This window comes from Flavobacterium psychrophilum (assembly GCA_001708385.1).
Taxonomy (GTDB): Bacteria; Bacteroidota; Bacteroidia; order Flavobacteriales; family Flavobacteriaceae; genus Flavobacterium; species Flavobacterium psychrophilum_A.
Window position 1 is genome coordinate 700,502 of record CP012388.1, and the last position, 23,525, is coordinate 724,026.

The 23,525-nt window shown below is 36.7% G+C and carries 16 protein-coding genes and 2 pseudogenes; 10 read left to right on the forward strand and 8 right to left on the reverse strand.

Going from position 1 to position 23,525, the window contains the following annotated elements; genetic code table 11:
• Positions 1 to 12: 12 nt before the first annotated feature.
• From ALW18_02985 to ALW18_03010, 6 genes and pseudogenes are all read left to right on the forward strand, one after another.
• The gene (locus ALW18_02985) at positions 13 to 888 is read left to right on the forward strand and encodes a transcriptional regulator (GenBank protein AOE51568.1); all 876 of its coding nucleotides are present in this window, start codon (positions 13 to 15) and stop codon (positions 886 to 888) included.
• A gap of 297 nt (positions 889 to 1,185) precedes the next feature.
• A complete protein-coding gene (locus ALW18_02990) occupies positions 1,186 to 4,353 on the forward strand; it encodes a TonB-dependent receptor (protein AOE51569.1) in 3,168 nt (1,055 codons plus the stop codon).
• A gap of 48 nt (positions 4,354 to 4,401) precedes the next feature.
• Positions 4,402 to 5,910, forward strand: coding sequence for a carbohydrate-binding protein SusD (locus ALW18_02995; GenBank protein AOE54288.1), 1,509 nt, complete (start codon positions 4,402 to 4,404; stop codon positions 5,908 to 5,910).
• A 191-nt stretch (positions 5,911 to 6,101) separates the two neighbouring features.
• Positions 6,102 to 6,995: pseudogene (locus ALW18_03000) on the forward strand (hypothetical protein).
• Positions 6,996 to 7,127: 132 nt separating this feature from the next.
• Positions 7,128 to 8,375 carry an alpha-galactosidase gene (locus ALW18_03005; GenBank protein ID AOE51570.1) on the forward strand — a complete coding sequence of 416 codons (1,248 nt, stop codon included), beginning with the start codon at positions 7,128 to 7,130 and terminating at the stop codon, positions 8,373 to 8,375.
• A gap of 26 nt (positions 8,376 to 8,401) precedes the next feature.
• Positions 8,402 to 9,340 carry a glycosyl hydrolase family 5 gene (locus ALW18_03010; protein ID AOE54289.1) on the forward strand — a complete coding sequence of 313 codons (939 nt, stop codon included), beginning with the start codon at positions 8,402 to 8,404 and terminating at the stop codon, positions 9,338 to 9,340.
• Between the two features lie 89 nt (positions 9,341 to 9,429).
• Here ALW18_03010 and ALW18_03015 read toward each other — a convergent pair whose 3' ends face one another.
• A complete protein-coding gene (locus tag ALW18_03015) occupies positions 9,430 to 10,785 on the reverse strand; it encodes a hypothetical protein (protein ID AOE51571.1) in 1,356 nt (451 codons plus the stop codon).
• 196 nt (positions 10,786 to 10,981) lie between these two features.
• Positions 10,982 to 12,853, reverse strand: coding sequence for a TonB-dependent receptor (locus ALW18_03020; protein ID AOE51572.1), 1,872 nt, complete (start codon positions 12,851 to 12,853; stop codon positions 10,982 to 10,984).
• Between the two features lie 64 nt (positions 12,854 to 12,917).
• Here ALW18_03020 and ALW18_03025 point away from each other — a divergent pair, with 64 nt between their 5' ends.
• The gene (locus ALW18_03025; GenBank protein ID AOE51573.1) at positions 12,918 to 14,411 is read left to right on the forward strand and encodes a GntR family transcriptional regulator; all 1,494 of its coding nucleotides are present in this window, start codon (positions 12,918 to 12,920) and stop codon (positions 14,409 to 14,411) included.
• Between the two features lie 40 nt (positions 14,412 to 14,451).
• Here ALW18_03025 and ALW18_03030 read toward each other — a convergent pair whose 3' ends face one another.
• The 3 genes from ALW18_03030 to ALW18_03040 all read right to left on the reverse strand — a co-directional run bounded on the left by ALW18_03030 (position 14,452) and on the right by ALW18_03040 (position 18,193).
• Complete coding sequence (locus ALW18_03030) at positions 14,452 to 15,879, reverse strand: beta-xylosidase (GenBank protein AOE54290.1); 1,428 nt, start codon at positions 15,877 to 15,879, stop codon at positions 14,452 to 14,454.
• A 124-nt stretch (positions 15,880 to 16,003) separates the two neighbouring features.
• Positions 16,004 to 17,536, reverse strand: a complete 1,533-nt coding sequence (locus ALW18_03035) for a glycoside hydrolase (GenBank protein ID AOE54291.1) — start codon at positions 17,534 to 17,536, stop codon at positions 16,004 to 16,006.
• A 192-nt stretch (positions 17,537 to 17,728) separates the two neighbouring features.
• Entirely contained in the window at positions 17,729 to 18,193 is a 465-nt protein-coding gene (locus ALW18_03040; protein ID AOE54292.1) for a hypothetical protein, read from the reverse strand.
• A 510-nt stretch (positions 18,194 to 18,703) separates the two neighbouring features.
• Between ALW18_03040 and ALW18_03045 the strand changes: the two are divergent.
• Positions 18,704 to 19,147 (forward strand): annotated as a pseudogene (locus ALW18_03045) (hypothetical protein).
• Between the two features lie 181 nt (positions 19,148 to 19,328).
• Here the strand turns inward: ALW18_03045 and ALW18_03050 are convergent.
• Complete coding sequence (locus ALW18_03050; protein AOE51574.1) at positions 19,329 to 19,907, reverse strand: PhnA protein; 579 nt, start codon at positions 19,905 to 19,907, stop codon at positions 19,329 to 19,331.
• Between the two features lie 173 nt (positions 19,908 to 20,080).
• Positions 20,081 to 21,130, reverse strand: a complete 1,050-nt coding sequence (locus ALW18_03055; GenBank protein AOE51575.1) for an endonuclease — start codon at positions 21,128 to 21,130, stop codon at positions 20,081 to 20,083.
• 270 nt (positions 21,131 to 21,400) lie between these two features.
• On the opposite strand from ALW18_03055, the gene ALW18_03060 reads away from it, so the two are divergent.
• Positions 21,401 to 21,943: a hypothetical protein gene (locus ALW18_03060; protein AOE51576.1), complete on the forward strand. Its 543-nt coding sequence runs from the start codon at positions 21,401 to 21,403 to the stop codon at positions 21,941 to 21,943.
• Between the two features lie 401 nt (positions 21,944 to 22,344).
• On the opposite strand, the gene ALW18_03065 is transcribed toward ALW18_03060, so the two are convergent.
• Positions 22,345 to 22,575: a hypothetical protein gene (locus ALW18_03065; GenBank protein AOE51577.1), complete on the reverse strand. Its 231-nt coding sequence runs from the start codon at positions 22,573 to 22,575 to the stop codon at positions 22,345 to 22,347.
• A 232-nt stretch (positions 22,576 to 22,807) separates the two neighbouring features.
• Between ALW18_03065 and ALW18_03070 the strand changes: the two genes are divergently transcribed.
• The gene (locus tag ALW18_03070; GenBank protein AOE51578.1) at positions 22,808 to 23,503 is read left to right on the forward strand and encodes a hypothetical protein; all 696 of its coding nucleotides are present in this window, start codon (positions 22,808 to 22,810) and stop codon (positions 23,501 to 23,503) included.
• Positions 23,504 to 23,525 lie beyond the last annotated feature (22 nt).

Here is a 23,525-nt window from a genome sequence, read left to right on the forward strand (position 1 = left end):
AAAAATTTAGCCATGGACAACCATAAGTTTCACAGGGAAATTCCACCATTAACTAAGGGAGACAGTTTCTTAGTTTTCGACCGTCTTAAGGATGCTTTCGACTTTCCTATTCACTATCACCCTGAATATGAAATAAACTTTATACTTAATGGAAAGGGTGTTAAAAGAATAGTTGGCGACCATATTGAAGAGATAGACGATGTTGAATTAGTACTGGTTGGCCCTAATTTATATCACGGCTGGGAACTTAATAAATGTAAAAACAGCGGCATTCATGAAATAACAATACAATTTCATAACGATCTGTTTAGCGAATCTCTTTTACAACGTCGTATCATGATGCCTATAAAAGATATGTTCAACAGGGCAAACCATGGAATTCTTTTCTCTAAAAAGACAGGAAGCGAACTTGCCGACAGGATCGTGAAAATTTCTAAACTCGATGGTATGGATTATTTTCTCGAAATAATATCCATCCTGCATGATATGGCAAACTCACGTAACCAAAGATTGCTTTCTACTTTTACAGTAGATTATGATACTTTTGAAGATGATGACAAAATGAAACTCGTGTATGAATATGTACAGAAAAATTTTTCTAATAAAATTACACTCGATGATGTTTCTGATATTGCCAGTATGAGTCCGGTTTCTTTTAACCGATTTATTAAAAAACGTACAGGCAAAACTTTTGTAAACTACCTAAATGACATCAGGGTTGGCTATGCTGCTCGATGGCTCGTAGAAAAAGACCTTAGTATTTCTGAAATTGCATTTAAATCCGGATTTAATAATATTGCCAATTTTAACCGCATATTTAAGGGTATAAAAAATACCACTCCTAGTCAGTATCGGGAAGAGTTTTATGGTATGAAACGCTTTTTATAAACCGTATTTTGATTAAAAAATACAATACTACATAAGCAACTCCGACATGACAAAACGAATTTAAAACACTCATAAACAATATTTTAAATATACAAAACACTAAGGATATACTATATTGTATATAATCTACGCAAACGTTAGAGGAAATATTATCATGAAATGATAAAATAATATTAACAAACACTTAACAACTCACATAAATTTGTTTTTGTCAATAAATGAACCTTTATATTACCAATTGCGAAATTAAAATGTTTATTTATTATGAAGTTTTAACTAACCTAACACAAATTTATTATGGGTAACACTTTACATGATCTTACGGAATGGTATAAAAAAGGGAGATTTTTATCCCTGATTATACTTCTATTCTGTACAATGGGTTCTTTACAGGCCCAAAATGTTGTAACAGGTGTCGTAAAAGACCCTACCGGATTAACTATACCGGGGGTAAACGTATCTGTTAAAGGAGGAACGGGCGGAGTCGCCACAAATGTTGACGGAGAATATAGCATAACAGCTCCTGCTAACGCAACACTCGTATTCAGTTTTATAGGTTTTGCTTCTCAGGAAATAGCTATTCAAAACAAAAAACAGGTTAATGTTACCCTTACAGAAAACTCTGAAGTTCTTGATGAAGTAGTTGTAATTGGATACGGAACTCAAAAAAAATCTGATGTAAATAGTTCTATTTCTTCAGTAAAAGCCTCAGATATTCAAGACCTAAAACAAGTATCTATAGACCAGATGCTACAGGGTAAAGCAGCTGGTGTTACAATTACTAATAACTCTGGGCAACCAGGCAGCCAGGTATCCGTAAAAATTAGGGGAAACACGTCTATTAGTGGAACAAATGAACCTTTGTACGTTATTGATGGTATTCCGGTTTCAGGTGACGGTTTAAACAAAGCAACAACCGGTAGGCCTGTTGGAGGCGGTAACTTTTCAAATGCGGGTAGCGTTGCCTTTAGCCCACTGTCAGCTATAAATCCAAATGATATTGAGTCTGTAGATATCTTAAAAGATGCATCTGCGACTGCTATTTACGGTTCAAGAGGTGCCAATGGTGTTGTAATTATAACTACAAAAAGCGGTAAAAAAGGTACTGGAAAATTAACCTATGATAACTCCTATTCAATACAAACCCAGTCAAGATTACTTGATGCAATGAATTTGAGACAGTATGCAGCATTGCAAAACGAACTTGCTAAAGTATACGGCGTTGCACCAAGGGCAGAATTCTCTAACCCAAGTTTGTTGGGTAATGGTACAGACTGGCAGGACGAAATTTACAAGAATGCCATAATGCAACAACATCAATTATCATTTTCAGGTGGCAAAGAAGGCATAAATTACTATTTGTCCGGAAGTTATACAGACCAGGCTGGTACAGTAATTGGTTCAGGATTTAAGAGATATACGTTTAAAACAAACTTAGATGCTAAATTGAAAGACTGGCTTAAAGCAGGTGTATACATTAACGGTGGTGTAACCAATGAAGATATAACACTTAACGGCCAGCAAAATGGTATAATTAGCACATCGCTGTTAAGCACGCCTGACACTGCGGTTAGAAATCTTGACGGAACATTTGCAGGTCCTCCCGCAGATGGAACGCTTGGAAGTTTTATAAACCCAGTCGCTGCTGCTTTGCAAAAGAAGAACAAACTGATACGAAAAAGCTTCTCTGCTAACTTTTTTACAGAAGCAAAGCTTTTGAAAGGATTAGAATACAGGTTTGAAATTGGTGGTTATGCCGATTTTTCTAACAATAAAGAGTTTAATCCGACATATGCTTGGGGAAGTGCTATAAATGCTTTTGCTACATTAGATCAAAGGACACAAGAATCGTACTCGATGAACATTAAAAACTTACTAACATATAAGACTTCAGCTGATAAACATAATTTTACAATTTTGGCAGGTCAGGAAGCAAACGACAGCCACTGGCAGGGTCTTAGTGTTCAGGGTAGAGGGTTTTTAAGTAATGATCTTCAGGAGTTAAGCGTTTCAGCTGCAAAAGATTTCACATATCAGGGGCAATTTAAAGGAAGTCAGGCACTTTATTCTTTCTTCGGAAGGCTTATTTACGACTACGATAACAGATATAGTGTTACTGCATCCATGAGGGCTGATGGTTCATCTAAATTTAGTGAAGGTAATAAATGGGGCTATTTTCCTGCAGTTTCCGGTTCATGGAAATTATCGGAAGAAGCATTCATGGAAAGTACGCGAAAATATATCAGTGATATTCGATTCAGAATTGGATATGGGGAGACAGGTAACCAGCAAATACCAAATTACTTGTATGGATCAGCTATCAATTCCGCTATTACAGGGATAGGTCAAGGCTTCTTGGTAAGTAATTTCTCAAATCCAAATCTACAATGGGAAACATCTAAACAAACCAATTTAGGACTGGACTTCTCGTTATTCAATTCTAAACTAACAACTACAATCGAGGTTTATAAAAAGATATCATCTAAATTCCTTATACAGGCTCCACTCCCTCTGTTTCTGACAGGAGGAGATAGTTACGAGGGTGGTATGGCACCTCCATATGTTAATGCCGGAGAAATGCAGAATACAGGTATTGACCTTACGCTTAATTATAAAAACACTTTTGCAAATGGTCTTTCATGGAACTCAACACTTGTTGTGTCGAGGTATAAAAACAGGGTTAACGAAATTTCATCGGGACTTGAAATACCGCAGACAATAAACTTTAATGATTTCACGTCCAGTACAGTAACCAACACATCTACTGGTAACCCGATTGGAATGTTTTACGGTTTAAAAAGCGACGGAATTATAAGAAATCAGGAACAGCTTGACGCTGCACCCCTAATTGGATTTTCTAACACTATTCAAACATCGCAACTTGGAGATGTATTGTATGTAGATCAGAATGGTGATGGAATTATCGATGATAAGGACATAACTACAATCGGCAATCCGCATCCTGATTTCACATTTGGTTTTACAAATAGTTTTGCATATAAAGGTTTAGACTTATCTATTTTCCTTCAGGGATCTGTTGGAAACGATATAATGAACCTAACAAGGAGAGCAGGTACATTAAACGCAAATTTATATGTAAATCAGTTAGCTGATGCTGCTGATTTCTGGACTGCAGATAATGTTAATGCATCATTGCCAAGGCCTGTGGGTGCATTGAGCCACCAAAATCTAAATGTATCTGACAGATTTATTGAAGACGGATCATATATGAGGCTACAAAATTTAACATTAGGATACTCCTTTCCAACTGAAATATTGTCTCAATTAAAAATTACAAGATTACGTATTTATACTAGTATTCAAAATCTTTATACGCTAACTAATTACAAGGGATATGATCCTGAGGTAGGCTCGTTTAACCAAAATGTATTACTTAGTGGGGTCGACAATGGACGCTATCCTACTCCAAGAACATTTTCAATGGGACTAAATGTTGAATTTTAAAAATCAGTTATGAAAAAAATAGTAAAAAATAAAAGAGGAATACTGTTAATGCTGGCACTATCGATGGTAATGGCTTCCTGCTCTGAGGAGTTTCTGGACAGACCCATTGAGGATGGATTTAATATTGACGAATTTTATAGCTCTGATGCTCAGGTAGCGGCTAGTACCAATGCACTTTATGGAAAGGTGTGGTTTAATTTTCACAATAAAGCATTTTATGCTATTGGCGAAGTGGGATCGGGAAACTCTTTTTCATATTCAAGCGACATAAATAGCTTAAGAGAACTTAATATTACGACTACAGATCCTGAATTATTAAACGCATGGAAATCATGTTGGGCTGTAGTAGCACAATCTAATGCATTGATTAATTTGCTCCCGCCACGGGTTAGTGCTTCGGTAAACCCAGCCGTTGTAAAAAACACCATTGCGGAAGCTCACTTCATGAGAGCGTTAGCTTATTTTTATCTTGTAAGATTATATGGACCCGTACCAATTATAGAAAACAATCAGGATTATATAAACGATCCTCAACTTAACACGAACCGAGTTGAAGATGTTTACACTTTTATTGAGAATGATCTTAAATTTGCAGCAGAGAATCTAGTTGCAAAAATTAGAAGCAGCAGTTATTCAGATAATGCACATGTATCTCAAGGGTCTGCAAAAGCAGTACTCTCTAAAGTATATCTTTATCAACAGGAATATGCCAATGCAAGATTAATGGCTGAAGAGGTAATAAACAGCGGAGAATTTAAACTTTTAGGAGGTACAGCGATGCCTTCGAAGTCATTTGGCGATTTATACCTTATTGCAAATAACAATAATGAAGAATCGATTGTTGCATGGCAGTGGACTACAGGAAATTACAATACAGGAAATTACAGCAATACACAATTTGCTTATTCTACAGCAATAAACAACGCACCATACGCAGGCGTTTTTGCTCCTTCACAGGATTTATTGGCAACATTTGAGCCTGGAGATCTACGTCGTAAAGAAACAGTTATGCTTCCCGGTGATGTTTATCCTAATTTACCTACTGCCACAGGAGTTGGCTTTACAGTACCTGCAGACATAAATGCTCAGAATTCTGGTTCAGGTATAAAAAAATATGTTATAGGAAGAGATGGTATAACAGACGCATGGTATGGTAGTGCGAATAATAGCTATGTAATGCGATATGCAGAATTACTTCTTATACATGCGGAGGCAATTTTAGCTGGTGGAGCAAGCACGTCAGACGCTGCCGCTTTGGCTTCATTCAACGCTGTACGAAACAGAGCCGGACTCGGAAATTTCCCGTCGATAACATTTAATGATATTCTACATGAAAGAAGAGTTGAACTAGCATTTGAAGGAGATTATTGGTTCGATCTTGGAAGAATACCAAGGTCTCAGGCTATGGCTATTGTAGCTGCCCAAAATAGAGGCGACAAAGACAATGTGATATTTATAACGCCGGATGAAAACGATTTTATATTACCTTATCCTTCTTCAGAATTAATAAAAAATCCTAAACTTGGAGAGGCGCCAGTGCCATATGTTTTCGATTAATTTTAAAATTGTAAATCATGAAAAAAATAAATATTAAAAAAGTACTGGGTTCATTGCTTTTAATGACAGTAATTTCATTTACAGCAGCTTCATGTTCCGATGATGATGCTAAAGGCACATCTGATGCATTATCAATTGAAAGTGTAAGTCTTACGGGATATAATGTTGTAAATGGGGAAAACATACCGAAAGATTCTATTACAACGACAGGGTCTATAGGAAATATGTACATTATAAGAGGTAATGGATTTCTTAACACTCAAAAAATTTATTTTAATGAGGTTGAGGCGACATTTAATCCTACGCTAATTACAAACAATATAATTTTTGTTCAGATACCTGAATCTGTACCTTTTTCTAACGATAACACTTCGAACAAATTAAGGATAGTAACGTTAAACGGATCTGTTCAATATGACTTTATGATAGGTCAGCCCGGTCCAAGAATAACAAGTTTCGACCCTGTTGCCGGTGGTGAGGGTACAATTGTAACTATAAAAGGAACACTATTTGATAATCTTCAGGCTGTACGATTTGACGACATACCTGCTACAATCATATCAGCAACAACTACAGAAATTAAAGTTGAAGTTCCCGAAGGAGTAGTACAGTCTTACATTTTTGTTGAAACTACCGGGGGCATAACAAGATCGTCCGGACAATTTGGATTTAAATTTATAGTGTATGACGAAGCCCTTGCACCAGGATGGTGGGTTGGCGGCTGGGGAGGAAGTCAGGAGTTTGATAACACCGAAGTTGTTAGACGTGGCACCTTCGCTATTAAACGAACTACCGATGCCTGGTCTGGTTTCCAGATAGGTAATGGCGGGGCGACCATAGATTTAGCAAATGATTATACCGCGATTAAAGTTTCTATACAAGCTACGACTACCGGAAGAGTATTACTTGCAATAAATGGTAATTATGATGGTGGTAAAACTTTAGACGTTGTCGCTGGCGAATGGATCGACTTTACAATTCCATTCTCAGAACTTGGCAGTCCTGCTACACTGAATGAGATAGTAATTCAGGAATTTAGTGGTGCCGGTAACGTGCTATATATTGATGACTTAGGTTTAATATAAGTTGTAACTGTTTTTTGTGTAACATTCCCTGATTATTCAGGGAATGTTTTTTGCAATTTAGAACTTACGATATGCTAGTAAAAACCAAATTATAATCTATTTTTAAACGCCAACTAATTAAATTATATAATAATGAAAAAATTACCTATTTCAATTTTACTCTTTTTAACCTTTTGCTCTTTAGCTTTTTCACAGGGAAATAATTACATACAGGATTATACAAAATATCAGGGTCTCGCCCTTACCCCACCTATGGGATGGAACAGCTGGAACAAATTTTCATGTAATGTAGATGAGAACCTGATAAAACAAATGGCCGATGCAATGGTTTCAAGCGGTATGAAAGATGCAGGTTATACATATATCAACATAGACGATTGCTGGCATGGCGATCGCGATGAAAAAGGATTTATACACCCTGATCCCAAACGTTTCCCTTCAGGCATTAAAGCATTAGCAGATTATGTACATAGCAAGGGCCTGAAACTGGGAATTTACAGCGATGCAGGAAGCCAGACTTGTGGCGGAAGACCCGGAAGCCGTGGTTATGAATTTCAGGACGCTTTACTTTATGCAGAATGGGGAGTAGATTATCTTAAATATGACTGGTGTAATTCTGAAGGGCTTAAGGCAGAAGGTGCTTATAAAACAATTGCTGCTGCATTAAAAAAAGCAGGCCGCCCTATTGTTCTCAGTATTTGCGAATGGGGTACTGATGAGCCTTGGAAATGGGGACAAAACGTTGGGCACCTATGGAGAACAACGGGAGACATTTACAACTGTTTTGACTGTATTAAAGACCATGGTACTTGGAAAGCTTTTGGTGTAATGCAAATTCTCGACAAACAGGACGGACTTAGAGGTTACGCAGGTCCTGGCCATTGGAATGATCCTGATATGATGGAAATTGGCAACGATGCACTTACACCCGGTGAAGACAGGGCACATTTTACCATGTGGGCGATGATAGCATCTCCACTAATTGCAGGTAACGATTTACGTACCATGAGCAAAGAAACCACAGAAGTACTTACCAACAAAAACATTATCGCTGTTAACCAGGATAAACTGGGTATACAGGGTTTTAAAGTTTCTGCCAAAGATGGCTTGGAAATATGGGCTAAACCTTTAGAGAATGGCGATTGGGCTGTAGCATTTTTAAACAGAAGTACCAAAGCACAGAAAGTAACATTTGACTGGTCTAAGGAAAAAATATATGATGAAATCAATAAACTTGATGCTTCGTTAAACAATACTGTATATACCATTAAAAATCTTTGGGATAAAAAGGATAAAGGCAACGCCACAACCAAAAAAGTATTTAGCGCCGATATACCGTCGCACGATATAATAGCACTTAGATTAACCAAAAAGAAATAACTATGCTAAGGTTTAAAGTAACATTTATAGTAGTACTAATAAGTGCATTGGGTTTTTCTCAGGTTGTAAAAGAACACGGGCAGCTTAGCGTAAAAGGTACACAGCTTGTAGACAAGAACGGAAAGCATGTTGTGCTTAGGGGCATGAGTTATGGGTGGCATAGTTTCTGGCCGCGTTTTTATAATTCAGAAAGTGTAAAATGGCTTAAGGAAGACTGGAATGCTAACGTTGTAAGAGCTGCAATGGGTATTGAAACAGGCTCTCCGGGAATGACATACAAAGAGAATCCTGAAGATGCCAAGGCAAAAATTAAAGCGGTAGTAGATGGCGCCATTGCGGCGGATATCTATGTAATTATAGACTGGCACAGCCACAACATAAACCTTAAAGAAGCAAGCCTGTTTTTAGATGAAATATCAAAAACATACGCTAAGCATCCTAATGTTATCTATGAAATTTTTAATGAGCCCGATGAGGAAACATGGCCGGAGATCAAAGCGTATAGCGAAGCCATTATAAAAATAATCCGTAAGAATGACCCCGATAATATCATTCTTGTTGGCTGTCCGCATTGGGATCAGGATATTAATTTGCCCGCAGCAGATCCTATTAAAGGATATAAAAATTTAATGTATACCGTCCATTTTTATGCTGCCACACATAAGCAGGAATTAAGAGACCGTACAGACGAGGCTTTAAAGAAAGGACTACCTGTTTTTGTATCTGAATGTGCCGGAATGGAAGCAACCGGCGACGGCCCGTTAAACATGGAAGAATGGCAAAAATGGATTGACTGGATGGAAAACCGGGAGATTAGCTGGATAACCTGGTCGGTTTCCGATAAAGATGAAACCTGTAGTGTTTTAAAAAAATCAGCTTCTTCAACCGGAAACTGGAAAAAAAGTGACCTTAAAGAAAGTGGTATAAAATCACGTGAATATTTAAGGGCGCTAAATAAAAAATAGTTGAGTTAGTTTAATACTAAAATCCCCATTTACTTAATTGTAAATGGGGATTTTTTATTGCTGTAAAACATTACTTTAGTAAAAGTAATTTACTTTTTCATAACTTTTTTTATAAGTATTTCACTTGTAGACATTGTAACTTTCACAATATAGATACCAGATTGATACCCTGAAAAATCAATTTTATTAGAATTAACTCCTTGGTAGACAACCTGCCCTATTGCGTTTACTACTGATACACTACTAATAGCATCACCTTTTGTATCTATTGTAAGTATATTATCAACAGGATTAGGAGACACAGTTAGTTTATCCTGCGTGAACTTGTTTGTACCCAAAGTTACAGATCCTGCCTGTAAATAAGCTGAAACAGGTATATTACCATCCTGACCAACAAATTGAGCAGTTGGCACTTCTATTTTAAACGAATGAGAACCGGCAGCGAGATCACCCACTTCTATCGTACGAATAGGTATTGCGTCTCCGGGACACCAGTTACTGAATGATGCCCACTCATCGTCTGATTGAGGTGAGTTTCCATAAATACCGTTTGGCTGTGTATTGTAAATTCTGTAAGGCTCACAAGATTTACCGCCGGGTATGTAACTTAATTCTTGCTCATTGTCGAAATAAATATTATGAACTCTCCTATTATATTCTTCTCCTCCCGAGTTAGCACCGTGATTAGATGTTATAAAATAAACTGTCGCATTAGTAACAGCTTCTTGCAGTTCAAAAGTAAATGTTCTTGTTGTCTGCCCAGGTACATCTGTAGCACCGCTCTGGTAATTATTAAGGTTAGCCTTATTTGTTATCGGGGTGAAATAGTGATCTGTTCCATATATTACATTAGGATTCTGATCTGAAACAAATTCTAACGATCCAAAAAACACATCAGATCTACCGGAACAACCTGCTACCTGAGTATTGGCCGAATATGGAACTCCAAAAACCTCAAGTTCTACCCAAAAATCGAATTCAGCACTTAATGTTTGGTCTTTCAAAATCCTTGTAAGGTTGTTTACTTCATAACTGTACGGAACCTCAGTAGGAGTTCTGTTTTTATTCATAAATGGTGTGATATATCTTCCAATTTCTATCCTTGAAACACTATCGTAATTATAAGAAGTCTGGTTTTTAGGAACCAATGCAAGGTTAATGTTACCTATTCGGTCGTAATTATCGCAGGCTGCTTTTATAACCACATTCATAGTCAAAGTATTTCCAAAAGAGGATATTTGCTCTTCCGTAAGTTTCACAGCATACGAATCATTTCTGTGACGGATAACTCCACTAGGTACAGGTTGATCTACAACTGCTGCATATCCATCATAAAATAGAACCTGATCTAATACAGTAACTGAATAAGGAAAATCCTGAGCTATTGTTGCAAAAGGAAAAAATAAACCTGAACACAGAAATGCACTAAGTAGATTTTTTTTCATTGAATTTATTTTAAGTTAGTAGTTTTATTAACCGAAGCGGTTATTTGGTAAATTTATTGAATAATTACAGTAAATTCACATTGTGTACAAAGAAAATTTTAATTTTTTAACCATCACAAAAAATGGCCACCTTTAATTTATCGGTGGCCATTTTGGAAAAAAATAGCAAAATGTATTTTGTAACTTAAGTCATTTATTATAAATCTACATATTTAACTCCTAAGCTAAACCATCTTGATGGAAGTGGTATTGCACCAACTTCAAAATAAGTTGTGTTGAATATATTTTGTGCATCGAAGTAGATCATCACTTTATTTATTGACTGGCTCACTTTAAAGTCATTAATCCAGTATGACGGGCCTGATGCTCTTTCATTAAAGCGCGTAGCGAATAAAATAGTGAAATTTTTATACTGTAAATCTACTGTATTTGTTACCTGATGTTTTAACGAAGATATAAAGTATTTAGAATTTATATCGGATTGTATGTCTTTAAACTCCGAATCTAAATACGAATATGCTAGGTTAGTAGTAAACCTTGTGTCTGTACTAAAATTAGTACTGTAGTTTGAACGCATATTGATACCGTTTGTAATAAGGTTTCCGTAATTATTACTTTGAAATGGTTCGGTATCAACCATTCTTGTCCAGTCGATAAAATCGCTGATCTTTCTGTAAAAATAATTTGCATTGAAGCTAAAATTCTGAGCGGTAAATTTAAATCCTAATTCACTCTGAAATGCATTCTCGGAAGTAACATCAGGATTACCTATATTACCCGGACGCTGGTTTAAATACAAATCTGTAAATGACGGTATACGCTGGCTTGTACCTATGTTTCCTATTATTTTGAATGTATTGGTTATTGCGTAGCTGGCATCCAGCCCCGGATAAACCTGCCATTTAAAGTCTGAATTATAATTAAGGTATGTACCAATATTTACATTTAGCTTTTCGGTAAGATTTGTTCGGTATTGCACAGAAATACCCACATTCTCGCGGCTGTGCTCCCCAATATTAGAAGAGTTGATGTCTTCACTCCTCGCCTCAGCTCCAAAGCCAAGTTCTCCTTTGTTTGTTTTATAAGACGTATTAAATTCGGCAGCCACTGAATTTGTATAGTGTTTACTTCTACCTGCATTTAGGTTAGAAATACCAAAGTAGCGGTAATCGTCGTAATTGTACCTGTAGCTTAGTCGCGGCATTAACGTCCATCTGTCCGACACAAAGTGTTTAGATTGTAGTGAGGCCATTGTAGTTTGCACGATTTCGCTTGAATTTCTGTCACCGGGTGCAGCATAAAATCCGTTAGCACCAAATCCGTTGTTGATATAACCAAATGATCCCGAAATTTCATTTAGACTGTCTATTTGAACATTGCCCTGATAAAAAAGCTTATTGTTTTCAAACGCAGTGTTGTAGCGGTAGCCATTACTTTTATCATGTGAAGCAAAAAGCGAATGCTGGTGCTTTTCTTTACTATAAACACCGCCTATCTGAATTCCCCTACCAAAAAAGGTGTCTCCTGTATCTTCAGAATCTTTCTCAAAATTAGACCCCATATATGTATTTACTAAAAACCCTGACGTAGTTGGTTTCTTAGTAATAATATTTATCGCACCGGTTAAGCTATTAATACCGTAAATTCTGGCTGCAGGGCCTCTGATTATTTCAATTCTCTCAATAACTTCAACCGGAATAGGCAGGTTAAGCATATTGTGTGCTGTCTGGGAATCAATAATCTTTGTTCCGTTTAAAAGAACCACGGTTTGCTCAAAGCTTCCACCGTCTATGCTTATATCAGCCTGGCTGCCAAATGGCCCCCTTTGCCTAAGGTCTACCCCATTAGCATATTGCAATAATTCCTGTACCGTCCTGCCCGGTAATTTTTTTATCGCCTCACTATCTATTACATAAACATTCCTGTTTTGTTTAGAAATAGGAGTACTGAAACGGTTTTCATTAATAATTACCTCATCAAAAGTTACAACAGTGTCCTTTTTTACCTGCGCATATACATCTGCACCTAAAAGCGTTAGAACAAGAATAGCAAAATATTTTTTTTTCATTCGTTTAAAATTTTGGCAAATGTAGTACCTTGCCGTACTACTAAAGTATACCAGTTTTCTAATAATGGATAGTCCGGTTCAAATTCCCTTTAAAAGTTTTATCCAGCTTAAGCCGGAAGAAACAACAGCAATATACCTTCAAATTGTTTTTGAGTTTATTAAAGCCATACAAACAGGGCTACTTCCTGAAGGTACAAAGCTTCCCGGCACCCGTATATTGTGCAAATTATTGTCGGTTAACCGAAATACACTCATCAAAGCTTTCGAGGATTTAGAATCACAAGGCTGGATTGAAATTTTACCTAATAAAGGTACATTTATCTTATCCCAACAAAAGCAGGACAAAAAAAAAGTCTTTACTCACTTAAAAAGTAAAGAATCATCAAAAGTGAGTACCGGCTTCACGTACAAACGCTCGACAATACTCGAAAATCCAAAGGACACAAGTACCCTGCCCTATCAGTTTAATGATGGTATGCCGGATCTTAGGCTCGTTCAGACCGATGTTTTAGCAAGGCTATATGTTTCTAAACTAAAAAGACAAAAAAGCACAAATACGTGGGAACAGATCCAGGCACAGTCGCATTTAAATTTTAAAATGCATTTTTCCAATTTTCTGAACCTTACAAGGGGGTTGCGTATTGCTACATCAAATCTTCTTACGACCAGCAGCCATGAGATTAGCTTGTATCTGGTTACCAAACTGCTTATTAGCCCCGGTGACAAAGTAGTAGTTGCTTCTCCTGGCTATTATATATCCAACATGACATTATCTGATAGCGGGGCACAGATCATTTCTATACCCGTTGATAAAGATGGTATCAACACAAAATACCTCAAACAGATTTGCGAAGAGCAAACAATACGAATATTATATCTTACTTCTACTTATCATTATCCAACTACAACTTCCTTAAGTGCCAAAAGACGGCTTGAGGTACTTGAGTTGGCAAATCAGTACCGATTCGTAATTCTTGAAGATGATTATGATTTTGACTTTCACTATGACAACAACCCGGTGTTGCCACTCGCTGCGTTTGATACTAATGAAAGGGTTGTTTACATCGGGTCATTCGGTAGGTCGTTGCCTTCGGGTTTTGGATATGGTTTTATTGCAGCACCATCAGAATTTATTAAGGAACTCGAAAAACATCAGAATATACTTGAACCCGGAATAGATGTTATTAAAGAACAGGTTTTGACCGATTGGATCAAAGAGGGTGAAGTGCACCGTCTTTCTAAAAAAAATAAAAAGATCTATAAAGAGCGCAGGGACTATTTTGTCTCGCTTCTGAATGCAAAACTTAAAGGCAAAATTAAATTTAAAGTCCCACCCCGTGGATTAGCTATCTGGGTTGAATGGCTCGGCAACTTTAATTTAATAAAGTTTCAAAAAGAATGCGCTACAAATGGATTGTTCCTGCCAAAAACCATTTTATACCAAACAAAAAGCCTAACAGCCACACGCTTGGGGTTTGGCCATTTGGATAAAACCGAAATGGAAGAAGCAATATCAATTTTAAGCAAATCGCTTACTATCGTCACTCAAATAAATTAAGTAAAAATAAAGGCTCATAAATAAATATGAGCCTTTATTTTTACAATGCGGTATACTTAAAGTTTTTAAAAGTAACTGTTCCTTCCCCTATAGAGCATAACGCTATACGTAAGCCTAAAAATCCACTTAGTGCATTATGGTTATATGACGAAACTTCTGCCGAATTCTCAATTTTAAGCCAGTCTTTACCATTAAGGCTGTAGTACATATCTACATTATTATTTATATTTTTAAGACGAAGATATACATGTCTTTTGTGCACTTTTTTCTCTGTAGGAAACTGCCATCCCCTAAGGTTAGCCAGAATATTTTCGTTGTCTGCTAAAATACCGGAAAAGTAAGTGTTATTGTAAAACAGAACCAATCCACCTACAGCATCACCTTCAATATCCATTTCCACATCAGCTGTGTATGAATGCTCCGAAGGTACACATACCAGTGGAGAGCTATCTCCTACTCCTTTACCCTTGCCTTTTATTGTAATACTATTATTTGCTACTTTAAATCGCGAATTGTCTACGCCGTTAAAGAACTTCCATTGCGGTTTAAGTTCTGTACCCGAAAAGTCATCACTTTGCGAAAAACGCGCAACTTCCTTCCCCTTCGGTTTGGTAATAGGTTTATCTGTTTCAATACCTTCCGGAATTTTATACCATCCGTCTTTAGTCCACTCTACAGGTTGTAGTAGGGTTTGACGCCCTAAATTATAAAACCCTTTTTCGTAAGCATGTAAAATCATCCACCACTTACCATTAGCATCTTCAAAAATAGTACTGTGTCCCTTAGACCACCAGCGTTCATCGCTGCTCTTTGTCCTTACTACAGGATTATATGGCGAATTTTCCCAAGGTCCAAATGGTGTTTTGGAACGAGCCGAAACTACCATATGGCTGGTAGCGGGTCCGGCAGTTCCACCTTCTGCAACAGTAAGATAATAATATTCGCCTTTCTTAAAAAGTTTAGGGCCTTCCATACAAAAACATTCTATTGACCAATCGCGTGGTATAGGCCATCCGTCGTAAGCATGTTTTACCTCACCGGTTGTTTTTAATCCGTCCTGAGATAATCCTATATAATCACCATTACTGAAATATAAATAGCGGTTTCCGTTGTCATCAGTTACGTGTCCGGGGTCAATATTACCAATCTTCAAATCAACCGGCTCACTCCACGGACCCGCTATATTATCTGAACTTACAACAAAATTGGTATTATTTGCAGGAAAATAAATGTAATACCTGTTTTTATACTTAATCAGGTCGGGAGCCCAGACGTCGCCGACGTATTTGTGTAACGCATTAGTAACAGGTATCCAGTTTATCAGATCCTGGGAATTCCATATGGTTAGACCGGGGTAGTAATCAAAAGATGAATGTACTATATAATAGTCTTTTCCCTCACGTAACAGGCTTGGATCGGGGTAGTCACCTCCGAAAATTGGATTTTGATATGTCGATTTATTCGCCATTGTCTCCGGTTGGTTTTGCCCAAACGTATTGAAAAACAGTAAAAGCGTAGATAAACTTAATAGTATTGTTTTCATTTCTTTAATGAATGTAGTTAACAATTAATTAGAGTATATAACCGTAATGTTAGATCCTTACAAGGTTTACAAGTATAACATCATTCTCGCGCATATCTAATTCTTTAGAAAATCTGCCATCACCCTTAATTGTAGCCGTTTCACTAAAGAAAGGTTTACCATCATTTGAAGTTTTTATTTTTTCTACCTGTTGTTTAGAAAGCTGTGCAGGCTTTCCCATTTCGTAATAGGTTGTATATGCATCGTTAGACTTATAGCCTATTTTATAAAGCTCAACACGGTATTTGCCTTTAGGCAATCCGGTTAATGAAACGGTAGTTTTGCCTTTTGCCTTAGAAGGCAGGTCGCGAATATAATACTGCTGATTGTTTACCCCTTCTCCACCATCGGTATATGTGCAGTCCCAAAACAGCACCTGTACATCGCCTTTACTGTTCTTCGCTGCCCAGGAGTGAGTATCTGTATTGGTAAGTTCGGTATCTCCCAACTTATTCATAAACTGGTACGAATAAAATGCCGGTTTATTTATACCCTGAATAGTTAGTAACCCGAAACCACCATGAAAGGGCGTATATCTTGGTCCCGGTTCTTCAAAAATATCGGTGAATACCCAATACGACATCGAGTTGGCAGCTTTACCCACTTGTTTTATTTTTTCCAGAATGTATGCCGCCTGATGGTAACTATCGTGTATTGGGTCGGCTGGCGTGTACGACGAACTCCACTCTGTATAATGAAGTTCTGTATTTGGAAAAGCAGAGTTTTCTATTTCTTTACGGGACTTAATTACATCGCTGCTAACCGCCTTAGGATCTTTACTCAGCACAGTACCCGAGTTACCAAATTCATCAAGATACCCCTGATTTACTCCGTAAGAATGCGTGCTGGCAAAATCGATGGGTACATTATTGTTTTTACAGAATTCTAATGTTTCAGGAATCCATGCTGCGCCTGCCGTAGCAGGGCCACCCACTTTATAGTCGTTATTGACACTTTTAACTGCTTTCGCCGCGTGCGCATAAAGTTTAAAGTATTCTTCCTGTGTGCCTGCCCAAAAACCGTCAAGGTTTGGTTCATTCCAAACCTCAAAATACCATGTCTTTACTTCTTCGGCACCGTAGCGCTCTGTAAAATGGTTTGTAAGATTACGAATTAAAGCTTCCCATTTGTTATAGTCTTTAGGAGGTGTAACATTACCTCTCCACCAAAATATTGTTTTATTGCCGCTGGCAAGCGCATTCGGCATAAAACCAAGTTCTACAAATGGTTTAATATCAATGCTTAGCAGGTAATCAAAAAGTACATCTACGTACTGGTAATTGTACTCCGGATTACCCTTACTGTCTTCTGTATAAACAGCCATATCATCAGTTAAAAGGCCATGCATACGGATGTATTTAAAATCGCATTCCTTTTTCACATAGGCTAATTGCTGTTGCCAGTCGGCGCGAAGGCCTTCATTTGCACGTCCGGCTCCAACAGATTCTTTGAACATTGTGTTGAGCTTGCCTGATGATTTGGTGTAATCAATTGATATGGTGCGATTCGTAGTTTGCGCCGTTGCTACGCCTGAAAACGACATAACAATTGCAAAGGCTGAAACTACACAATTTCCCATTTTATTATATAATCGGGAATCTATAGCAGATAAAAATATTGACATAGTAGTTTATTTGTCGATTAAAAGACAAATATACATTTTCATTCGATACTTATAGTCTTTTATACCATAAGGTTGAAAATATTTTTCAAACGATTTAGCATACAATCATTTTTAATGCGCCGGGCCGTCCACTTTATTTATTTTTTCTACTTTGTCTTTCCAGTATTGCATAAGGGTAAAAGCGACAATTACTGCAGCAGCAAATCCTTCTATTAGTAAACCAATAGCAAATTCATGCGTAGAAGGTTCTCCCCCTCCAAATATGTAATTGACAGCCAAAGAATGAAGGTATGATTCCCCTCCTCTGTATTCGATGTAGGACAATAATGCTATAATTCCCAGAACTAAACTTATAAGAGCCGTAAAGAACGCTGCCTTAAGATTAGTAAGATAACCGTTTATATGGTCATGATAATTCGATTTTATAGTCCTGTTAACCCCGTAAATTACAAATACAAAATTTACGAGTCTTAAATATACTTGATCTGCAAGGCCAAATGCTTCCATTAGAAGGAAAAATGCTGCGATTGCTGCAAAAATGATAAGTCCGTTAATTACTATTCTTCTTTTTTTCATATTTTTTTTATTTGTGTCAGTACTCATACTTTAAATTTAATAATTGCACTTTTAAAGGAAGGTAACCTTAGCAAAAGTTTAATAAATAGCGTTTCAAATACCGATAAGGATTCAGCTGACATAAATAAAATATTGTAAATTGTGTACCGAAAAATTCAGTCTATGAAAACCATGATTTATCTTATTGCTGCACTGGTAATAAATTGCCTGCCAATTTATGCGCAACAAAAGACAGCTAAAAAGCCCGAGAACATCATCATAATTAATAATGAACTTGTTACGATGGAACAAGTCGAAAAGTATGCTGCTGATGGCTATATCAAGTCGTTGTCTAAAGGTGTTACTGAAAGCGAACGAGATGTACTGGCAAAAAAATATGGAAATAAGATTGGTGACAAGGAGTTTATCACCGTAGTGGGATTGTTTACCGAAAAAGAAAAAATTGAGAATGACAAAAATACAAACCAGTCTGCCACTAAAGCGGAACCGGTCGCTCCCGTAAATGAATATCTTCTGAACATAAACGACAAGGCAAAAGATTTTACTGTTCAATTGACCGACGGTAAAAAAGTTAAGCTTTCCGATCTTAAAGGAAAAATAGTACTGGTAAATTTTTGGGCAACATGGTGTGCTCCATGCCTGATGGAATTTTATGATATCCCTTCTAAAATATTGGAATCATTTAAAAAAGAAGACTTTGTATTCTTAGCTATTTCTATTGGTGAAAACGAACAAAAAGTAACCAAAAAGGTACAGAAGCTTCGCAAAGATGGCATGGACTTTAATTACGGGATTGACCCTAATAAAGAAATCTGGAATCAATATGCAGTTAATTCAATACCTAAAAACTTCCTGATTGACCAAAACGGTATTATACGATTTGTGGCTACCGGAAACGCTGAAGGAAATCTGGAAACCATTGCTGCAGAGATAAAAAAATTGGTTAAGAAATAAATTAAAACGGGCATCTTGGTAAGATACCCGTTTTTTTTTTCCGATAGGTATCGGAACTTCTATTATAATAAATAACTTTCTCTTTCAGTTATTGAACCATTGTATGGTCAATAGATATTTCAATGCTACAAAAAAAAACACCTGATCTCTCAGGTGTTTTTGCTTAAAGAACCATAACAGCTTATTTTTTCACATATTTAGTCAGGATAACTATTAACTGTCCGTCAATTTTACCTTCAATTTGTTCGTGGTTATCATGCACTAAACGAATATTTCTAACCGCGGTACCAATCTTCGCATTCAGTGTAGATCCTTTTACATCAAGATCTTTTATTAATGTAACGGAGTCACCGTTCTGAAGAATGTTACCATTACTATCTTTATGGAATTCTATAGTGCCGTCTCCTGTATGGTCACCTGTTGCTTTTGCCCACTCCAGGTTGTTATCCTCAAGATACATCATATCCAACGCGTCAGATGCCCAGCTTTCATTACGGAAGCGGTTAAGCATACGCCATGATACCACTTGTACAGCAGGAACTTCGCTCCACATAGAAGATAAAAGGAAATTCTCCCAAAAAGCCCCATCTAACTCTTCCTTTTTTTCAATCTGATTAAAACATTTTGTACTGATTAAAATAGATCCATCTGCCCCGGTATTTTGAGCAGGCGGAACTTCATAAACAATCAGGTCATCGGTAGTTCCACTCAATTCACATACATTTCCGCTTCTCTTTTGAAGTAATTCTTCTAATTTCATTTGATGATCTTAATTTTGCGCTAAGGTATAAAATGCAGGAAAATATTTAAGAATAACACTATAAATTTATTTATAAATTCCCGTGTTTCGTTTCATGGCTCCCAGAAGAGAATTGTATTTAACAGGCAAATACTTCATATTCAAAAGAAGTGGTGCAATCTATCCCCATATAATTATGTAGTAGCTGCCTTTTTCTCTTCAGCCAGTTGTTTATCTTCCTGATCTACTTCCATAGATTCCTGTTGTTGTGATGCTTTTGCTTCATACTGAACATGAATGTATATTGGAAAATGATCTGAATCGAAGTTGTGAAGACGTTTCATTCCCACAAGTTTAAAATCGGTAGAAATGAAAGTATGATCCAGCGGAAAGCGTAAAAACGGATAATGCGCATGAAAAGAGTTGAAAAAGCCTCTGCCCCTTCGCGGATCTAATAACCCACTCATTTTAAGGAAAAGTTCTGTTGTATAGCTCCATGCCACATCGTTGAGATCTCCCACGACAATCACAGGGATATCAGAGGTCTTAGCAAGATCGGCCACTAGCAACAATTCTTTATCTCTTTCTGTAGAACGCGGATTTTCATTGGGTACCGGCGGCGTAGGGTGCAATGCATACAATTGTATTTCTTTTCCGCTCTTTAAAATAACTTTAGTGTGAATTGAAGGAATATCGTCTTCAACCATATACTTTACAAAACTATCTTTAAGTTCCAGTTTAGAATACAAAAGCATACCATAAGTATTCTCTAAGGCTACTTTTACAGAATATGGATAAGAATTATCCAGATCGTTAGTTCCGTTTTCCCACTTTGCATCTGTTTCTAATAACAAAACTATATCCGGATTGGCTTTCTTAATTATATCAAGACACCCTTTATGATTAGTATTTTCCTGATAGACGTTAGAGATCATTATACAAACCTGATCGTCTTTCTTTACAACTGTAACTTTCCGCACATGCTTTTTTGCAAAGACTGTAAAGGGTAAGATAAGCCATGCAAGATAAATTATGTTGGCACCAATTAGCGGTAGTAGCAAAGCATACAGCCAGTTAGCACCATCATAAAATACAATCAACAGGAAAAAACAAATAACTGATACTACAAACTTCTGAAGTCTCGGATAATCGAAAATTCTAAATGTCCAGTAATCATTTTTGATTAGTGACATAATAGTAAAAACAAGAAGTAAAAAAGACAGCGATACAATAAAAATAGTCATGTAGAATTATACAGTAAGTGGTTACTACAAATGTAGGCTATAAATATGCCATGATGAAATTGTATGGCACACTGTAAATCATAAACTTCAGCCAAAAAAATCAATTAATCTCACAAAATACACTTAACAAAAACAAACACCAAAAATACAATCCGTTATTATTCAGAACATTAAAAATATACATACGTATTTTCCTCTTTATATTTTTAAGATTTAACAGATTGGAATTCAGTAACTTTAATAAGAAATTTTAAACTAAATTACCCTATTATGAAAACACTCTTACTATTTTTATTTATAAGTACCAGCTGCCTTGCGCAGGAATGGACAGTTATTACAACCGGACTAGTGGCTAAAAATGATGATACTAAAAATTACATTATCAGGGAATATTCTAATATTCCAGCTGATACGTTATTTGTTGTAGCAAAGAAATACATACAGTCTAAATACGGTGGCGCTATTAACGTGATTAAGAGCGAAGAGGCTGGAAAGTTTTTGAACTTTGAAATTGCAGACCGTTCAGTTTCTAAAGTGAAAAGAAACAAAGCCGACGTTGAGTATTTTGTAACTTATAAAGGAATACTTGAATTTAAAGACAACAAAGCAAAAATTACATTTTCAACTGTAGAACCATATTATATAGATTCTGCTAATGAAAAGTTCAACCTTCCTTTTACATCATACTGGAATAGCGATAGAAAGCTGGTAGATAAAGAATCTAAAAAACTGATTGAAACTCATTTCAATACCTTTACAAAACAATTGTTTGATACGCTTAATATTAATAATAAAGTATCTTCCGAATGGTAAAATATTCATCGACGTATAAAAGAAAAGCCCATCAATTGATGGGCTTTTCTTTTATAGCGACCTGACAGGATTATTCAATAATTTTACTTTTTCAGTAAAAAAAGTTTAGGAACGGCTGGCGTTTCTGCGGCATAACCCAATGCTATATTTATAGCTATCTCATAACCCTCCAGTGTATATAGCAAACTAATATATCTTTGTTATCCGTTGTAGCGCCTTATGCTAACCTATTTAGCTTTAAAATGACGAATTGAATTCATCAATAATGTAAAATAAGGGGTTTACAAACATCAGCCTACTATATTTATAATAGCAGGATAGTTTTTTTGCAGGCGAAATAAATAATTTGGAAAATACTTATGAGATTTAATGGTATCTCAAAAATTGACTTATTGCACGGATTATTGCAAATCTATAGTAAGCAATTCTTTTGGACTAACACCCAAACCTTTTGCTAATTCTAAAAGTGTAGTGAATGCAAGATTCTTGCTTCCCTGCTCAATAGAAAGAAGGTCGCTTTTGCTTAATGAAGTTCTTCCCGCAATATCATTATGACTAAGGCCAAGATTTTCACGGAGCGTACGCACATGCTCGCCAAATATCACCAACCTTCTGTCTTTAAATTGTAACATAGTATCTGTTCTGTAGTGTTTTAATAGTCTCAATTATTCAAATATAAATATTCTAAGACATAATAAAATAGGTCGACCGCTATTCATATCTGGTATAAATTAAAACTGCAACTTAACCGCTGAAACAACAACAACTTATACTCTACATGTATATGCATTTATATAACATTTTGTTAAATATTTTTATTGAGGTAGTCATTGGAATAACGAAAAATCACATAACTTTATCGCTATGGATGTACAATCTGAAAAACATTTTATAACCCGTAGCGGATGGCTAAGAGCTGCTGTGCTCGGTGCAAATGACGGTATACTGTCTACAACAAGCCTTGCTATAGGTATCGCAGCAGCGAGCGATTCACGCAATCCTATTCTGCTCGCAACCCTTGCCGGCGTCGTTGCAGGTGCGTTATCAATGGCGGCAGGCGAATATGTATCTGTTAGTTCGCAATCTGATATTGAACATTCTGATCTGGAACGGGAGAAAAATGAATTGATTACAATGCCGGAGGAGGAACTTGCCGAACTCGCTGAGATTTATATCAACAGAGGACTTGAGCCAGATTTAGCGAAGAAGGTGGCTATACAATTGACGGCACACAACGCTCTGGAAGCTCATGCGCGAGATGAACTGGGCATCACCGAAATTACGCAGGCAAAACCATTTACAGCTGCGGCTGCATCGGCTTTAGCCTTTACAATAGGCGGTTTGCTCCCTATACTTGTAGCGATGTTAGCACCATTAAAATATATGGTGGTTATACAATATGCTTCAGCAATTGTATTTTTGGCTTTTTCGGGTGCCTTGGCAGCAAAAGCAGGCGGATCTACCCCTATGAAATCTGTATTGAGAATTTGTATCTGGGGGACGCTTGCAATGTGCGCTTCTGCAATTGTAGGCTATATTTTTGGCGTACAGACGCCTTAACCCAGAAAACATATTGGAAGTG

Excerpts from the sequence above, each read along its gene's own strand:
- ALW18_03070 (AOE51578.1), top strand. The coding sequence starts at position 22,808 with ATGGATGTACAATCTGAAAAACATTTTATAACCCGTAGCGGATGGCTA.
- ALW18_03030 (AOE54290.1), bottom strand. The coding sequence starts at position 15,879 with ATGGCGAATAAATCGACATATCAAAATCCAATTTTCGGAGGTGACTAC.
- ALW18_02995 (AOE54288.1), top strand. The coding sequence starts at position 4,402 with ATGCTGGCACTATCGATGGTAATGGCTTCCTGCTCTGAGGAGTTTCTG.
- ALW18_03020 (AOE51572.1), bottom strand. The coding sequence starts at position 12,853 with ATGAAAAAAAAATATTTTGCTATTCTTGTTCTAACGCTTTTAGGTGCA.
- ALW18_03055 (AOE51575.1), bottom strand. The coding sequence starts at position 21,130 with ATGACTATTTTTATTGTATCGCTGTCTTTTTTACTTCTTGTTTTTACT.
- ALW18_03060 (AOE51576.1), top strand. The coding sequence starts at position 21,401 with ATGAAAACACTCTTACTATTTTTATTTATAAGTACCAGCTGCCTTGCG.
- ALW18_02990 (AOE51569.1), top strand. The coding sequence starts at position 1,186 with ATGGGTAACACTTTACATGATCTTACGGAATGGTATAAAAAAGGGAGA.
- ALW18_03005 (AOE51570.1), top strand. The coding sequence starts at position 7,128 with ATGAAAAAATTACCTATTTCAATTTTACTCTTTTTAACCTTTTGCTCT.
- ALW18_03025 (AOE51573.1), top strand. The coding sequence starts at position 12,918 with ATGGATAGTCCGGTTCAAATTCCCTTTAAAAGTTTTATCCAGCTTAAG.
- ALW18_03040 (AOE54292.1), bottom strand. The coding sequence starts at position 18,193 with ATGAAAAAAAGAAGAATAGTAATTAACGGACTTATCATTTTTGCAGCA.
- ALW18_03050 (AOE51574.1), bottom strand. The coding sequence starts at position 19,907 with ATGAAATTAGAAGAATTACTTCAAAAGAGAAGCGGAAATGTATGTGAA.
- ALW18_02985 (AOE51568.1), top strand. The coding sequence starts at position 13 with ATGGACAACCATAAGTTTCACAGGGAAATTCCACCATTAACTAAGGGA.
- ALW18_03015 (AOE51571.1), bottom strand. The coding sequence starts at position 10,785 with ATGAAAAAAAATCTACTTAGTGCATTTCTGTGTTCAGGTTTATTTTTT.
- ALW18_03035 (AOE54291.1), bottom strand. The coding sequence starts at position 17,536 with ATGTCGTTTTCAGGCGTAGCAACGGCGCAAACTACGAATCGCACCATA.
- ALW18_03065 (AOE51577.1), bottom strand. The coding sequence starts at position 22,575 with ATGTTACAATTTAAAGACAGAAGGTTGGTGATATTTGGCGAGCATGTG.